This window comes from Humibacter albus DSM 18994, from assembly GCF_000421825.1.
Taxonomy (GTDB): Bacteria; Actinomycetota; Actinomycetes; order Actinomycetales; family Microbacteriaceae; genus Humibacter; species Humibacter albus.
The window spans coordinates 191,814-205,987 of sequence record NZ_ATXT01000011.1 but is presented as its reverse complement, the minus strand read 5'-3'; the positions used below and the strand labels follow the sequence as shown (position 1 = coordinate 205,987).

Below are 14,174 nucleotides of genomic sequence, written 5' to 3'. Positions count from 1 at the left end.
GTCGGTGTCATCGACCCGCGATGGCGCACGCACGGGGTCGGAGCCGGTCTGAAACCGGTGACGGACGGCAGAAAAACGAGGTAATCACAATGTCAGACGTTCTCATCGACCGTCCAGAACTCGACGGCCTCGGCCAGTACGAGTTCGGGTGGGCCGATTCAGACGCAGCGGGGGCGAGCGCCCGTCGTGGCCTCTCCGAAGAGGTGGTCCGCGACATCTCCGCGCTGAAGAATGAGCCGGAGTGGATGCTCCAGCGCCGCCTCAAGGGGCTGCAGCTCTTCCAGCGCAAACCGATGCCGAACTGGGGAGCCGACCTCTCCGAGATCGACTTCGACAACATCAAGTACTTCGTGCGCTCCACGGAGAAGCAGGCTCAGAGTTGGGAAGACCTGCCCGACGACATCAAGAACACGTACGAGCGCATCGGCATCCCCGAGGCGGAACGCTCGCGTCTCGTGGCGGGCGTCACCGCCCAGTACGAGTCCGAGGTGGTGTACCACCAGATCCGCGAAGACCTCGCGGCGCAGGGCGTCATCTTCACCGACACCGACACCGCCCTGCGTGAGCACCCCGAGTTCTTCGAGGAGCACTTCGGCACGATCATCCCCGCCGGCGACAACAAGTTCGCTGCGCTGAACACCGCGGTGTGGAGCGGCGGCTCGTTCGTCTACGTGCCGCCGGGCGTGCACGTCAAGATCCCGCTCCAGGCCTACTTCCGCATCAACACGGAGAACATGGGCCAGTTCGAGCGCACGCTGATCATCGCCGACGAGGGCAGCTACGTGCACTACATCGAAGGCTGCACGGCGCCGATCTACAAGTCGGACTCGTTGCACTCCGCGGTCGTCGAGATCGTCGTGAAGAAGAACGCCCGCGTGCGGTACACGACCATTCAGAACTGGTCGAACAACGTGTACAACCTGGTCACCAAGCGTGCGACGGCCGCCGAGGGCGCCACCATGGAATGGGTCGACGGCAACATCGGATCCCGCGTGACCATGAAGTACCCGTCGATCTACCTGATGGGGGAGCACGCCAAGGGCGAGACCCTCTCGGTGGCGTTCGCGGGTCCCGGACAGCACCAGGATGCCGGCGCCAAGATGATCCACATGGCGCCCTACACGCAGTCCTCCATCGTGTCCAAGTCGATCGCCCGCGGCGGCGGCCGCGCCGGCTATCGCGGTGAGGTGCGCGTCGATCCGAAGGCCCACCATGCGGCAAACACGGTGCGCTGCGACGCGTTGCTGGTCGACACGATCTCCCGCAGCGACACCTACCCGGCCATCGACATCCGTGTCGATGATGTGCAGCTCGGCCACGAGGCGACCGTCTCCAAGGTGAGCGAGGAGCAGCTCTTCTACCTGATGTCCCGGGGCATGGAAGAAGCCGAGGCCATGGCGATGATCGTGCGTGGCTTCATCGAGCCGATCGCGCGCGAACTGCCGATGGAATATGCGCTCGAACTCAACAAGCTGATCGAAATGGGCATGGAAGGCAGTGTGGGTTGAACCTCTCAGTCACGATTGAAAGGCGAGTGCGCTGAGGATGACGATCACCGAGACCGAACCGAAGTTCATCCCCGTCCAGACCCGCTCCGAGCGTTTCAAGTCCAGCGACGTCACCGACTTCCCGGCCGTGACCGGTCGCGAGGTCGAATGGCGCTACACGCCGGCCGCCCCGATCAACGATCTGGTCGACAACGGCCTGAACGGTGCGCACTACGAGTACACCCTCACCGACGTCGACGGTGTGAGCGCCCGCTGGATCGCCATGCACGACGATCTCGTCGCTCGTGCGGGGCTGCCCGAGGACCGCGCATCCGCCGCCGCCTGGTCGGGAACCCAGGAGGCCCTGCTTCTCACGCTCGACGGTGAGCTCGACCGTGAGGTCGTGCTCACCCGCGATGGGCTCGGAGCAGAGGCTCGCGCCGCCCACACGGTCGTGCGCGCCATGCCGAACACCGTCGCGACCCTGATCCTGCGTAACAGCGGCCAGGCGAAGCTCGCGGAGAACATCGAGTTCATCGTCGAAGACGGCGCACGCCTCACCGTGGTGACCGTTCAGGAATGGGACGACGACGCGCTGCACATCGCGACGCACTTCGCACAGGTGCAGCGGGATGCCACGCTCAAGCACATCTCCGTCACGCTCGGCGGACGTCTCGTCCGGCTGAACCCGTCGATCCACCTCGCCGGTGCGGGCGCGGGCACCGAGTTGTTCGGCGCGTACTTCTCCGACTCCGGACAGCACATCGAGCACCAGGTGTACGTGTTCCACGACGCGCCGCACCAGCGCAGCCGAGTGACCTACAAGGGCGCACTGCAGGGCAAGAGCGCTCACACGGTCTGGATCGGCGACGTGCTGATCGGGCAGAACGCCGTGGGTACCGACAGCTACGAACAGAACCGGAACCTCGTGCTCACCGAAGGTGCACAGGCCGACTCGGTGCCGAACCTCGAGATCGAGATCGGCGACATCGTCGGAGCCGGGCACGCCAGTGCTACCGGTCGCTTCGACGACGAGCAGCTGTTCTACCTGCAGTCGCGGGGCATCACCGAGGACGAGGCCCGACGCCTCGTCGTGCGTGGCTTCCTCGTGGAGATCGTGCAGCAGATCCGCTCGCCAGAACTGGAGGAGCACCTGCAGGCGGCGATCGAGGCCGAGCTCGCAACCACCGCCGACGGCGGTGCACGGTGAGCGCAGAGCGCGTCTGCACGGCGGCGGAGCTCGTCGCGAACGAGGCGCGACGCGTCGTTCTGAGCGGCGTGCCGATCGCCCTCGTGAAGGACTCGGCCGGCGACATCCATGCGATCGGCGACACCTGCACGCACGGCGAGATCTCGCTGAGCGAGGGGTTCGTGGAAGACGATTCCCTCGAGTGCTGGGCGCACGGTTCACGGTTCTCGCTCACCACGGGCAAGCCGCTGAATCTGCCGGCCTATGAGCCGGTTCCCGTTTTCACCGTCGAGATCATCGACGGAGACATCTTCATCGACCCGACAATCACGAAAGCCGTCTGAGACTCATCATGTCCACACTCGCCATCCGCGACCTCCACGTCACCGTCGAGACCGATCAGGGCACCAAGGAGATCCTCCGCGGTGTCGACCTGACGATCAAGACCGGTGAGATCCACGCCATCATGGGCCCGAACGGCTCAGGCAAGTCGACCCTCGCCTACACGATCGCCGGTCACCCGAAATACACCGTGACCCAGGGCACCATCGAGCTCGACGGCGAGGACGTGCTCTCGCTCACCGTCGATGAGCGCGCCCGACGCGGCCTGTTCCTGGCCATGCAGTACCCGGTCGAGATCCCGGGCGTGACCAACACGAACTTCCTGCGCACCGCCAAGACGGCCATCGACGGCGAGTCGCCGTCCATCCGCAGCTGGACCAAAGACGTCAAGACGGCCATGTCCAACCTCAAGATGGACTCGTCCTTCGCCTCCCGCAACGTCAACGAGGGCTTCTCCGGCGGAGAGAAGAAGCGCAACGAGATCCTCCAGCTCGAGCTTCTCAAGCCCAAGTTCGCCGTGCTCGACGAAACGGATTCCGGGCTCGACATCGACGCGCTCAAGATCGTGTCGGAGGGCGTCAACCGGGCCCACGACAACACCAACCTCGGCGTCCTGCTGATCACGCACTACACGCGCATCCTGCGCTACATCAAGCCGGACTTCGTGCACGTGTTCGTCGCCGGCCGCGTGGCCGAAGAGGGCGGCCCCGAGCTCGCCGAGCAGCTCGAAGAGGAAGGCTACGTGCGCTTCGTCTCCGAGGGCGAAGCCGACACCGACGCCGTCCTGACCGACGACGAGACCGCGAGCGTAGGCTGACGATCATGGCAGCCACGCTCGCGCCCGCGCTCTACGACCAGGTCGAAGACGCGCTGAAGGATGTGATGGACCCGGAGCTCGGCGTGAACATCGTCGACCTCGGTCTCATCTACGACCTGTCCTGGGACGACGAGAACGACGCGCTCGTCATCTCCATGACGCTGACCAGTGCCGGATGCCCCCTCACCGACATCATCGAGGACGAGATCGCCCAGGCACTGGACGGTGTCGTCGAGCGGTTCCGCATCAACTGGGTGTGGATGCCGCCGTGGGGTCCCGAACGCATCACCGAAGATGGCCGCGACATGATGAGAGCGCTCGGCTTCGCGATTTAGTTCTGTGCGCGGGCACCCCAACCCGCGCACCGCAGTCGGCTCGCGTCACGTTGCACTGAAGATGGGGGGCCGCACACAGCGCGCGGAACCCCTTCTTCAGTTCTCGGCTCTGCCCTCGCGCCAGTAGCCCATGAACGCCACGGCACGGCGGTCCACGCCGTGTCCGGTCACGAGTTCTCGCCGCAGTGTCTTGATCCCCGCCGACTCGCCAGCCAGCCAGGCGTAGAGCGGCGCACTCTTCAGCGCGGCTCCGCCCTTCGCCGTGCGGGGTACCTCCCAGACCAGGTCGTCGAGCTCCTCGACCTCGGCGCCCCGTCCGGCCGGGACCAGCTCTGCCGCAGCCTGCCGCACTGCCGCGATGAGGTGGGCGTGCCGCCCGTGACCGGTGCGCGCCGCGACCCGGTACTCGAAGCCGTCATGCCGGGGCAGGTAGGCGGCGTCGCGCGCGTGGGGGACTTCCAACACGACCACACCACGGGCATCCGGAGGCAGTTGCTCGAGAATGACGGCGATCGCCGGCGCCGACGTCTCGTCACCGGCCAACAGGAACGACTCCGTGTGCCGCGGCGGCACGAAGTCGACGCCCATGCTGACTCCGGTCGCATGCGTGGTCGGCGCGTAGATCAAGACCTCGTCGCCGACGCAGGCGCCCTCGATCCACGCGGACGCCGGGCCGAGCACGTCGTGGGAGACCATGTCGATTTCGACTTCGCGCTTATCGTTGCGCACTGCACGCGTCGTATAGGTGCGGAAGGGAGCGCGCGCGTGCTCGGGCAGCTCGCGCCAGCGGCTGTACCAGTCCGCGCCGCGCGGCATCGAGTCCAGCCCGACGTGTGCCGTCGGGAACACGACCTTGACGCGCTGGTCGAATCCCGGATCGCCGTACTCGGCGAGGTCATCGCCACCGAAAGTGAACCGGCGGAAGCTCGGCGTGAGGTCCTGGATGGCTGTCACCGGCGCACGGAAGAACCGGTACTCGTCAGTGCTCATCACGGCCTCCGGAATAGGAGAGCTCGAGCTCGGCCACCTGTTCGACGCGATGCTCCAGCTGGTGCATCGAATCGGGCCCGGATCCGCGTTCGTGCTCAGGCTCGGGGGAGTGGTGCCTGCCACGGGGCAGCACGAGGGGAGCGCCCGACACCGGGTCGGCGATCACCGTCGACTCGAGCCGGAACACCGTGCGGATCAGCTCGTCCGTGACGACCTCGCTGGGGCGCCCCCCGGCAATCAGGTGCCCGTCGCGCAGGGCGAACATGTGGTCGGCATAACGGGCCGCCAGGTTCATGTCGTGCAGCACCATGACGATCGTCGTCCCGCGGTCACGGTTCAGATCGGCGAGCAGGTCGAGCACCTCGATCTGGTGGGCGACGTCGAGGAAGGTTGTCGGCTCATCCAACAGCAGCACGTCGGTCTCCTGAGCGAGCGCCATTGCGATCCAGACCCGCTGTCGCTGCCCGCCGGAGAGTTCGTCGACCGATCGGTCCGCGAGGTCCGTGATGCCCGTCGCCGCCAACGCCTCGGCCACCTTCTCGTAGTCTCGCTCGCTCCATCGCGACAACAGCTTCTGATGCGGATGCCGCCCCCGGCCCACGAGATCGGCCACGACGATCCCCTCCGGTGCGGTCGGCGACTGGGGCAGCAGCCCGAGAGTGCGGGCGATCTCCTTGGCGGGCCTGGCGTGGAGCGCCTTGCCGTCCAGGACGACCTGCCCGGATCTTGGAACGAGGATGCGGGCCAGCGCGCGCAGCAGGGTCGACTTTCCGCAACCGTTCGCGCCGATGATCGCGGTGATCCGCCCCGGCGGCACCACGAGGTCGAGCCCGTCGACGATGATGCGTTCGCCGTACGCGAGCGTCAGCGACTGCGCAGCGAGAGTGTGCGATTCGGTCAAAGGGAGCCCCCTGAGCGGTTCATACGGGTGAGCAAGAAGATGAGGTACGGCGCGCCGAGCACGCCCGTGATCACGCCGACCGGGTACCGGCCGTCGAGGGCGAACTGCCCGACGAGGTCGGAGAGCATGACGAGCAGCGAACCGACCAGCCCGGCGGGAAGAAGCGGGGAGGCACCAGGGCCGACGAGCCGGACGGCGATGGGACCGGACATGAAGGCCACGAATGCGATCGGCCCCGCGCCCGCCGTGGCGATCGCCAGCAGCGCGACCGCGGCGAGCAGCGACAACACCCTCGTGCGAGGCACCCGAACTCCGAGCCCCGTCGCCAGGTCGTCGCCCAGTCGCATGGCCCCGAGCCCACGCTGCTGGGCCAGCAGCACGGGGACCAGCACCGCGCACGCGATGGCGACCGGTACGACGCTCGCCCAGTCTGCGCCGTTCAGGCTCCCCGTGAGCCACCTCATCGCCGTCTGCAGGTCCCACGACGCCGCCTTGGACAACACGTACGAGACGACGCTCTCCAGCATGGCCGCGACTCCGATCCCGATCAGGATGAGCCGCGTTCCCGCGAAACCGCCGCGATCGGAGAGCAGATAGATGGCCATCGCGGTGACGAGCGCGCCGACCAGCGCGAGCAGAGACACCGCCGGGCCGTCGAGCGAGAGCACGACGATCCCGAACACGGCGGCGGCACTGGCACCGGAACTGATTCCGATGACGTCGGGAGAAGCGAGCGGATTGCGCAGCATCGTCTGAAAAGTCACTCCGGCGATGCCGAACGCGAAGCCCGCGAGAAGACCGAGGCTCGCCCGGGGAAGCCGCAGGTCTCCGACGGTGAAGGATGCCCCGGGCACCGTCTGCCCGAAGATCACCTTGATCACGTCGACCGGTCCGTAGAACGACTCTCCGACCATGAGCGTGCCGGCGAAGACCGCGACGACGGCCGCGGCGAGCACTATCGTGACGACGAGACGGTGGCGCCGGCGCCGGCGGCGGCCGACCACGAGGTCACGCACGTCCGGCGCGGAGGTGGGCGGGGCATCCATGACCGTCACAGGGCACGCACCTTCTGCCGGCGCACGATCCAGATGAAGAACGGCGCTCCGATGATCGCGGTCACGATGCCGACGTCGAGTTCGGACGGGCGTGCCACGAGCCGGCCCACGATGTCGGCGGCGACCAGCAGCGCGGCACCGGTGACGGCACTGAACGGCAGGAGCCAACGGTGGTCGGTCCCCACCAGCAAGCGGCAAACGTGCGGCACGACCAGGCCGACGAACCCGATTGGGCCGGCGATGGCGGTCGCGGCACCGCAGAGCACGACCGCACCGAGTGCGGAGACGAGGCGAGTGCGCAGCACGTTCACGCCGAGGCCGGTCGCGAGATCGTCTCCCAGCGCGAGCGAGTTCATGCCTCGGGCCATCAGCACGCAGATCACCGCGCCCACCACGAGCACCGGCGCCATGATGCCGATGCGATCCCAGGTGGCGCCGCCCACCCCGCCGATCTGCCAGAACCGGAACGTCTCGACGATGTCCACACGCGGCAGCAGGATGGCACTGACCAGCGAGGTGAACGCGGCGGTGGCGGCGGCCCCCGCCAGGGCGAGCTTCAGCGGTGTCGCGCCGCCCGAGCCGAGTGACCCGACCCCGTACACGAAGACGGCGGCGACCGCGGAGCCGCCGATCGCGACCGCCAGGTAGGCGTACGGCGAGGACATGCCGAAGAAAGCGATACCGATCACGACGGCCAGCGCCGCGCCGCCCGAGACGCCGAGGATGCCCGGGTCGGCCAGCGGATTCCGCGTCACCGCCTGCATGCTGGTGCCCGACATCGCCAACGCGGCCCCGACGAGGAGGGCGAGCACGGTGCGGGGGATGCGCGCCACCACGGCGGCCCGTGCCACGGTGCTGGTGTCTCCGCCGAGCGCGGCGACGATGTCGTGCGGTGAGACCGCGCGCACGCCGAACGCCACCGACGCCGCGAACAGCAGAACGAGCGCCGCGAGGATCGCGGCGATCCAGAACGCGCGCACGCCCGCCGAGCGCCGCAGCGAGGCGGCGCTCGGCAGCGCGGCGGGCACCGCGGGAGCCGAGGTGGTGGTGGTGGTCACGTCGGCGTCAGCCCAGTGTCTTCGCCAGCAGTGCGAAGTACTTGTCGATGCCCCAGCCGATGGAGAGGGCGGAGGGGTTGGCGGACGCAGCCAGCGGAGTGTCGTTCTTCAGCACCGCGATGTGTCCCTCGGCGATGGCGGGGATCTTCGAGAGCAGCGGATCGGACTGCAGATCCTTGATCATGCTCTTCGCGTTGTCGCCGTACGTCACGAACAGGTCGACATCGTCGAAACGATCCGCCTGCTCGGCGCTGACCGTGGTGTAGAACTCGTCGGTCTTCTTCGACTCCTGCTTCACCACGTCGGGTGCAGGGAGACCGAGCGATTCGAGGAACCCGGGGCGCGTGTCGTGGCTCGTGTAGAAGCCGATCTTGCTGTGGTCGTTGGGATCGATGTAGGAGAACAGGATCTTCTTGCCCTTGAGCACCGAGTACTTGTCGAGTGCCGCGTTCACCTCGGAGTGCAGCTTCGCGATCAGCTTCTCGCCCTGGTCGCCGAGTCCGATCGCCTTCGAGTCCATGCGAATCGTCTCCTCGTAGGAGGTGCCCCAGGCGACCTTCGGGTACGCGATGGTCGGAGCGATCTTCGACAGGGTCTCGTAGTCCGACTTGGTCAGGCCGGAGTACGCCGCCAGGATCACATCGGGATGCGTGTCGGCCACCGCTTCGAAGTCGATGCCGTCGGTCTCGTCGAAGAGGGTCGGAGTCTTCGCATCGAGCGACTTCAGCTGATCCTCGACCCACGGGAGCACGCCGTCCTTGTCGTCGTCGCCCCACGTCGCCTTCGCCATGCCCACCGGGTCGACCCCGAGGGCGAGCGGCACCTCGCCGTTCGACCAGGCCACGGTCGCGACGCGCTCCGGCTTCTTCTCGATCGTGGTCGATCCGTAGACGTGCTTGATCGTCACGGGGAACGCCGCGTCGGAGGCCGACTTGCCGGCATCGGACATGTCGGCGTTGGACGCGCCGGAGCATCCGGTCAAGAGCAGAGCGGCGGCGGCCATGACAGCCGCTGCGCCGGCGAGGACTGTGCGTCGGGGCACGTGATCTCCCATTCATCAGCTGTGGGCCGCAGGGAAGACGCGCATCGCCGGTACGGCGCACCCACGTCGGCGACCCCTGTGCAGGGCGGGCCCGGACCGGGCCCGCTTCGAAGTAAGGCAATCCTTACATTGGTAAGGCAACCCTAACAGGACCAGAGCGGACAGTGCACCCCGTCACGTCGGATACCCTGGACAGGCGCCTTCGCGCACTCACTCCCACCCTGCGACAGAACTGGACCACGCCTGTGCTCGCCGTGCACGATCTCGAGATCCGCGTCGGCGCTCGCACCCTGATGTCCGACGTGACCTTCCGTGTCGGCGCGGGGGACAAGGTCGGGCTCGTCGGCCGCAACGGTGCAGGCAAGACCACGCTCACGAAGGTGCTGGCGGGCGAGACACTGCCGACCGCGGGAGCCGTCGACCGCGGCGGCGAGATCGGCTACCTGCCGCAGGATCCGCGCAGCGGCAACCCGGACGATCTGGCGCGCACGCGCATCCTGGATGCCCGCGGGCTCGGCTCGGTCGCCCTGCAGATGCAGCAGGCCACGATCGAGATGGCGAGTGACGACGAGTCGATCAGCTCGGCGGCGATGAAGCGGTACAGCCGCCTCGAGGAGCGCTTCCATGTGCTCGGCGGGTACGCGGCCGAGGCGGAGGCGGCATCGATCGCCAGTAACCTCAACCTGCCCGACCGCATCCTCGACCAGCAGCTGAAGACGCTCTCCGGCGGTCAGCGCCGGCGCATCGAGCTGGCGCGCATCCTCTATTCGGATGCCCAGACCATGATCCTCGACGAGCCCACCAACCACCTCGACGCCGACTCCGTGGTGTGGCTGCGCGAGTTCCTGAAGGGTTACAAGGGCGGGCTCATCGTCATCAGCCACGACGTGGAACTCGTCGGCGAGACGGTCAACCGCGTGTTCTATCTGGACGCCAACCGTCAGGTCATCGACACCTACAACATGGGCTGGCGTGCCTATCTCGCGCAGCGCGCGGCGGATGAGGAACGCCGCAAGAAGGAACGCGCGAACGCCGAGAAGAAGGCTACGGCTCTGCAGCTGCAGGCGGCGAAGTTCGGCGCCAAGGCGACCAAGGCGGCGGCGGCACATCAGATGGTCGCGCGCGCCGAGAAGATGCTCGCCGGCCTGGAAGACGTGCGCCAGGACGATCGCGTCGCCAAGTTGCGGTTCCCGACTCCCGCCGCGTGCGGGCGGACGCCGCTGATGGCATCCGATCTCTCGAAGAGCTACGGGTCGCTGGAGATCTTCACCGCCGTCGACCTCGCCATCGACCGCGGGTCGAAGGTGGTCGTGATCGGTCTGAACGGTGCGGGCAAGACCACGCTGCTGCGCATTCTGGGTGGCATCGATGTGCCTGACACCGGCCAGGTCGAGCCCGGTCACGGCCTGCGCATCGGCTACTACGCGCAGGAGCACGAAACCATCGACGTCGCGAGGTCCGTGCTGCAGAACATGGTCTCGAGCTCACCGAACCTCACGGAGACCGAGGCGCGCAAGGTGCTCGGATCGTTCCTCTTCACCGGCGACGACGTGCACAAGCCGGCCGGAGTGCTCTCCGGCGGTGAGAAGACGCGCCTCGCGCTCGCGATGATCGTGGTCAGCGGCGCGAACGTGCTTCTGCTCGACGAGCCGACGAACAACCTCGACCCGGCCAGCCGCGAGCAGATCCTGGATGCTCTCGCGCACTACGAGGGCGCCGTCGTGCTGGTCTCACACGATCCGGGCGCGGTCGAGGCGCTCAACCCCGAGCGCGTGCTCATCCTGCCTGACGGCGTCGAGGACCACTGGAACGCCGACTACGCGGATCTGATCGCACTGGCCTAGTCCGCCGAATCGGCCACCTCGTCGAGCGGCAGCACCTGCAGCGGGAACTCCCTGGCGGCGAGGAATTCCCGCAGGTAGTCGATGTGTTCGGCGCACGCGAGCCAGGTCTTGCGCCGGTCCGCGGCGTGAATACGCGGGTTACGCCATTCGATGCGCCACAGCGCGCGCTCCCGGCAACCGGCGCGAGAGCAGATGGGCGTGTCGGTTCCGCCGGCGAGCGCGTCCAGCAGTGTCACCGCGCGTCGTCCCCGTCCCGACGTTCCCTGGATGTCTGCGGCTCGGCACCGGCAGAACCTGCGGTCGTCACGCCGTCGGCCCTGCCCTCGCGCGAGTCCTGCTCGTCCGCCCGGACGTCGCCCGGTCGGTCGGTGGCTGCGCCCGCCCGATCGGGACGCGCGCCAGGCGCGCTGTCACCGTCCGTGCCTTCACCGTCCGGGCCTTCACCGTCCGGGCCTTCGCCTTCCGCGTTCTCACCCTGCGCGCCGTGCGCGTTGGCCGGGTCGTACACCGACTCCCCGTCGACCCTGACACCCTCGGCGGAGGACTCGTAGTAGTCGTCTCCGACCCGCACGATGGCCCCCGGCCGCTCCGGCGCGCGGGTGCGGGTCTGCGCGGCATTCGCGACCACGACGGCGAAGTAGGGCAAAAAGATCGCACCCGCCGCCGGGATGACGAGCCACCACCCGCGCACCCAGATCAGGGAGATCAGGCAGAGCACGCGGATCGACATCATGATCGTGTACTCGAGCATGCGATTCCGCCGCTCGTCCGCGGGTGCGGCCGGCAGAGACGTGACCGTCTGATGCTTCATGAAGGTTGGACTCCCGAGGGCGGTGGACGACCCGCTCCGCACACCCCAGCCTACGTGTCCTGCCACGCCGGGGACCCCGTCGGTTTCGCTGCAGCCGGCGGCTCGGCCGGGCCTGTGCCGCACCCTAGACTGAATGCCGTTCACGTGCCGACTGCGACCCCTGAGGACACCTTCATGACCACCCCCCGCACCGTGTTGATCACCGGAGGCAACCGCGGAATCGGCCGCGCCATCGCCGAGGAGTTCGTTGCCCAGGGGCACCGGGTCGCCGTCACCGCCCGCTCCGGCGAAGGTCCGGTCGGAACCCTCACCGTGCAGGCCGACGTGACCGACTCGAGTCAGGTCGATGCCGCATTCACGGCGGTCGAGGCCGAGCTCGGCCCGGTCGAGGTGGTCGTGGCGAACGCCGGCACGAACCGCGACACGCTTCTCCTACGGATGACCGACGAGGACTTCGAAAGCGTGGTCGACACCAATCTCGGCGGAGCGTTCCGCGTGGTCAAGCGCGCCTCGAAGGGGATGCTCAAGGCCCGCTTCGGCCGCGTCGTGCTCATCTCCAGCGTGGTCGGCCTCTACGGCTCCGCCGGCCAGGTGAACTATTCGGCGTCCAAGGCCGGCCTGGTGGGCGTCGCCCGCTCGCTCACGCGCGAGCTGGGCGCCCGCGGCATCACGGCGAACGTGGTCGCGCCCGGCTTCATCGAGACCGACATGACCGCGGCGCTGCCGCAGGAGCAGCAAGAGGAGTACCGCAAGGCGATCCCGGCGGGGCGCTACGGGCAGGCGCGGGAGGTGGCGAAGACCGTCGCGTGGCTGGCCTCCGACGACGCCGGCTACATCAGCGGCGCCGTGATCCCCGTCGACGGCGGCCTCGGGATGGGTCACTGATCCTGTTCCGCGTCCCTGTGCGCAGCGCGGAGGCGGGAGACCCGAGGCGGTGACGGCCGACGGATGCTCGCTGCAGGCATCCCACAGCCGCCCGGATTAACCTCGAGAGAGCAGAACCGGTCGCGCCCCTGCGCGACGCGCCGTGGAACGCCACGGCCGAGGAGAGGAACGAGCACGGCTACCGACACGCAACCGGGTGACGCCGTCGTGCGCACGACGGGCGAGTTGGCTCACCGTCCGGCGCTCTCCGGCGCTGTCGCGAAGCCGGCCGCCGTCTACGACACCGTCACCGAGGGACTCACCGGGTGGCAGTTCCTGCGCACGTGGCGGTGGGCGGGTTACGCCGCCATCGCGGTCGTCTTCGCCCTCGTCTGCGCGTCCCTCGCGCTCTGGCAGTACGACCGCGGGCGCGAGGCCAGCGCCGACAACGCCCTCGTGAACACGAACTTCTCCGCCCCGGTCGAGCCCCTGACCAAAGCCCTGCCCACGACGTCGTCGTACGATCCAGGCCAGGTGTGGCGACGCGTCTCGATGCGCGGAACGTGGGATGCCTCGCACCAGTACTACCTGCGCAACAGCGTACGAAGCAGTGAGACCGGATTCCGCGTGATCACCGCGTTGAAGCTCAGCACGGGCGGCACCATCCTCATCGATCGGGGCTGGGTCGCCTCTTCGCCGGCATCGAGCAGCGTGCCCTCGAAGAAGCCGGCACCGCCGAGCGGCGCCGTCGACGTGGTCGCGCGACTGCAGGGCAGCCAGCCGAAGAAGGGCGAGGGCGGCGTCGTGAACGACCAGATCGTGTCCGTCGACCTGTCCGAGCTCGCGCCGCGCATCGGTGGCACCGTGTACTCGGCCGCGTACGGCGTGATCGTGAGCCCGAGCTCCACATCTCAGGGTCTGAAGCGAGTGCAGGCGACAGCACCCGCCGAGGGCGTCGGCTATCACTACTCGTACATGATCCAGTGGATCCTTTTCGCGCTGATCGGCTTCTTCCTGCTCTGGCGCGCGACGGTCCGGGAGTTCCGTCGTCTGAACGCGGACGATCCCGAAGAACAGGCCCGTGAAGCCGAGCGCGTGCGCAAGACGTCGCGGCGCGGGTTCACCGACGAGGAGATCGAGGACGAAGCGCTGGACGGCTTCGTCCCGCTCGGGCGATGGGGAGGCCGCTCCTCGCTCGCGGCCGGAGAGTCGGCGCAGCGGCGATCCGCGCTGCAGGCTCCGGGGGAGCGGGCCGGACTCGAGCAGCACGCTTTCCGCGGCACCGACGACAGCGGCGAGGTCGACGACAGTTCCGGCGACTCCGGCGACGATCCCTCTGACAGTGAAAACGATCCTTCCGACGGTGAGAACGGACCGGTGCACCAAGGCTGACGGTGCCAGGGTCGGGGCTGCGCTGCTGGAGAGGTCGCCGGTGACCG

At 68.0% G+C, this 14,174-nt stretch carries 15 protein-coding genes; 8 read left to right on the top strand and 7 right to left on the bottom strand.

The window, feature by feature from the left end; genetic code table 11:
* Nucleotides 1-89 precede the first annotated feature (89 nt).
* The 5 genes from sufB to H623_RS0102355 are packed head-to-tail and all read left to right on the top strand — an operon-like array spanning nucleotide 90 to nucleotide 4,170.
* Nucleotides 90-1,508, top strand: coding sequence for a Fe-S cluster assembly protein SufB (gene sufB, locus H623_RS0102375; protein WP_022899345.1), 1,419 nt, complete (start codon nucleotides 90-92; stop codon nucleotides 1,506-1,508).
* A gap of 37 nt (nucleotides 1,509-1,545) precedes the next feature.
* A complete protein-coding gene (gene sufD, locus H623_RS0102370; protein WP_022899344.1) occupies nucleotides 1,546-2,697 on the top strand; it encodes a Fe-S cluster assembly protein SufD in 1,152 nt (383 codons plus the stop codon).
* The gene (locus H623_RS0102365; RefSeq protein WP_022899343.1) at nucleotides 2,694-3,020 is read left to right on the top strand and encodes a non-heme iron oxygenase ferredoxin subunit; all 327 of its coding nucleotides are present in this window, start codon (nucleotides 2,694-2,696) and stop codon (nucleotides 3,018-3,020) included. The genes sufD and H623_RS0102365 overlap by 4 nt, the downstream gene beginning before the upstream one ends.
* Nucleotides 3,021-3,028: 8 nt before the next feature.
* Nucleotides 3,029-3,835, top strand: a complete 807-nt coding sequence (gene sufC / locus H623_RS0102360; RefSeq protein WP_022899342.1) for a Fe-S cluster assembly ATPase SufC — start codon at nucleotides 3,029-3,031, stop codon at nucleotides 3,833-3,835.
* A gap of 5 nt (nucleotides 3,836-3,840) precedes the next feature.
* The gene (locus H623_RS0102355) at nucleotides 3,841-4,170 is read left to right on the top strand and encodes a metal-sulfur cluster assembly factor (RefSeq protein WP_022899341.1); all 330 of its coding nucleotides are present in this window, start codon (nucleotides 3,841-3,843) and stop codon (nucleotides 4,168-4,170) included.
* A 96-nt stretch (nucleotides 4,171-4,266) separates the two neighbouring features.
* Here H623_RS0102355 and H623_RS0102350 read toward each other — a convergent pair whose 3' ends face one another.
* Genes H623_RS0102350 through H623_RS0102330 form a run of 5 tightly spaced genes read right to left on the bottom strand, consistent with a single transcriptional unit; the run spans nucleotide 4,267 to nucleotide 9,177 of the window.
* Nucleotides 4,267-5,160, bottom strand: coding sequence for a siderophore-interacting protein (locus tag H623_RS0102350; protein WP_022899340.1), 894 nt, complete (start codon nucleotides 5,158-5,160; stop codon nucleotides 4,267-4,269).
* Nucleotides 5,150-6,061, bottom strand: a complete 912-nt coding sequence (locus H623_RS17345) for an ABC transporter ATP-binding protein (RefSeq protein WP_022899339.1) — start codon at nucleotides 6,059-6,061, stop codon at nucleotides 5,150-5,152. The genes H623_RS0102350 and H623_RS17345 overlap by 11 nt, the downstream gene beginning before the upstream one ends.
* Nucleotides 6,058-7,107 (bottom strand): FecCD family ABC transporter permease, encoded by a 1,050-nt coding sequence (locus H623_RS0102340; RefSeq protein ID WP_026939818.1) that lies wholly within the window; start codon nucleotides 7,105-7,107, stop codon nucleotides 6,058-6,060. The genes H623_RS17345 and H623_RS0102340 overlap by 4 nt, the downstream gene beginning before the upstream one ends.
* 5 nt (nucleotides 7,108-7,112) lie before the next feature.
* Nucleotides 7,113-8,174, bottom strand: coding sequence for a FecCD family ABC transporter permease (locus H623_RS0102335; protein WP_022899337.1), 1,062 nt, complete (start codon nucleotides 8,172-8,174; stop codon nucleotides 7,113-7,115).
* Nucleotides 8,175-8,181: 7 nt separating this feature from the next.
* The gene (locus tag H623_RS0102330; RefSeq protein ID WP_033371200.1) at nucleotides 8,182-9,177 is read right to left on the bottom strand and encodes an iron-siderophore ABC transporter substrate-binding protein; all 996 of its coding nucleotides are present in this window, start codon (nucleotides 9,175-9,177) and stop codon (nucleotides 8,182-8,184) included.
* 284 nt (nucleotides 9,178-9,461) lie between these two features.
* Between H623_RS0102330 and H623_RS0102325 the strand changes: the two genes are divergently transcribed.
* Nucleotides 9,462-11,060, top strand: a complete 1,599-nt coding sequence (locus H623_RS0102325; protein ID WP_022899335.1) for an ABC-F family ATP-binding cassette domain-containing protein — start codon at nucleotides 9,462-9,464, stop codon at nucleotides 11,058-11,060.
* Here H623_RS0102325 and H623_RS0102320 read toward each other — a convergent pair.
* On the bottom strand, nucleotides 11,057-11,296 hold the full coding sequence (locus H623_RS0102320; RefSeq protein WP_022899334.1) for a hypothetical protein: 240 nt from the start codon (nucleotides 11,294-11,296) through the stop codon (nucleotides 11,057-11,059). The genes H623_RS0102325 and H623_RS0102320 overlap by 4 nt on opposite strands.
* Nucleotides 11,293-11,871 (bottom strand): DUF3099 domain-containing protein, encoded by a 579-nt coding sequence (locus H623_RS21350; RefSeq protein ID WP_022899333.1) that lies wholly within the window; start codon nucleotides 11,869-11,871, stop codon nucleotides 11,293-11,295. Before H623_RS21350 ends, H623_RS0102320 begins: the two co-directional genes overlap by 4 nt.
* Before the next feature lie 174 nt (nucleotides 11,872-12,045).
* Here H623_RS21350 and H623_RS0102310 point away from each other — a divergent pair, with 174 nt between their 5' ends.
* Both H623_RS0102310 and H623_RS17335 read left to right on the top strand, forming a co-directional pair.
* Nucleotides 12,046-12,756: a beta-ketoacyl-ACP reductase gene (locus tag H623_RS0102310; protein WP_022899332.1), complete on the top strand. Its 711-nt coding sequence runs from the start codon at nucleotides 12,046-12,048 to the stop codon at nucleotides 12,754-12,756.
* A 207-nt stretch (nucleotides 12,757-12,963) separates the two neighbouring features.
* Nucleotides 12,964-14,127 (top strand): SURF1 family cytochrome oxidase biogenesis protein, encoded by a 1,164-nt coding sequence (locus H623_RS17335; RefSeq protein ID WP_022899331.1) that lies wholly within the window; start codon nucleotides 12,964-12,966, stop codon nucleotides 14,125-14,127.
* Nucleotides 14,128-14,174: the final 47 nt, after the last annotated feature.

What these genes read in the sequence shown, in the direction of transcription:
- sufB (WP_022899345.1), top strand. Translation starts at nt 90, where the DNA reads ATGTCAGACGTTCTCATCGACCGTCCAGAACTCGACGGCCTCGGCCAG.
- sufD (WP_022899344.1), top strand. Translation starts at nt 1,546, where the DNA reads ATGACGATCACCGAGACCGAACCGAAGTTCATCCCCGTCCAGACCCGC.
- sufC (WP_022899342.1), top strand. Translation starts at nt 3,029, where the DNA reads ATGTCCACACTCGCCATCCGCGACCTCCACGTCACCGTCGAGACCGAT.
- H623_RS0102355 (WP_022899341.1), top strand. Translation starts at nt 3,841, where the DNA reads ATGGCAGCCACGCTCGCGCCCGCGCTCTACGACCAGGTCGAAGACGCG.
- H623_RS0102350 (WP_022899340.1), bottom strand. Translation starts at nt 5,160, where the DNA reads ATGAGCACTGACGAGTACCGGTTCTTCCGTGCGCCGGTGACAGCCATC.
- H623_RS0102340 (WP_026939818.1), bottom strand. Translation starts at nt 7,107, where the DNA reads ATGGATGCCCCGCCCACCTCCGCGCCGGACGTGCGTGACCTCGTGGTC.
- H623_RS0102330 (WP_033371200.1), bottom strand. Translation starts at nt 9,177, where the DNA reads ATGGCCGCCGCCGCTCTGCTCTTGACCGGATGCTCCGGCGCGTCCAAC.
- H623_RS21350 (WP_022899333.1), bottom strand. Translation starts at nt 11,871, where the DNA reads ATGAAGCATCAGACGGTCACGTCTCTGCCGGCCGCACCCGCGGACGAG.
- H623_RS0102310 (WP_022899332.1), top strand. Translation starts at nt 12,046, where the DNA reads ATGACCACCCCCCGCACCGTGTTGATCACCGGAGGCAACCGCGGAATC.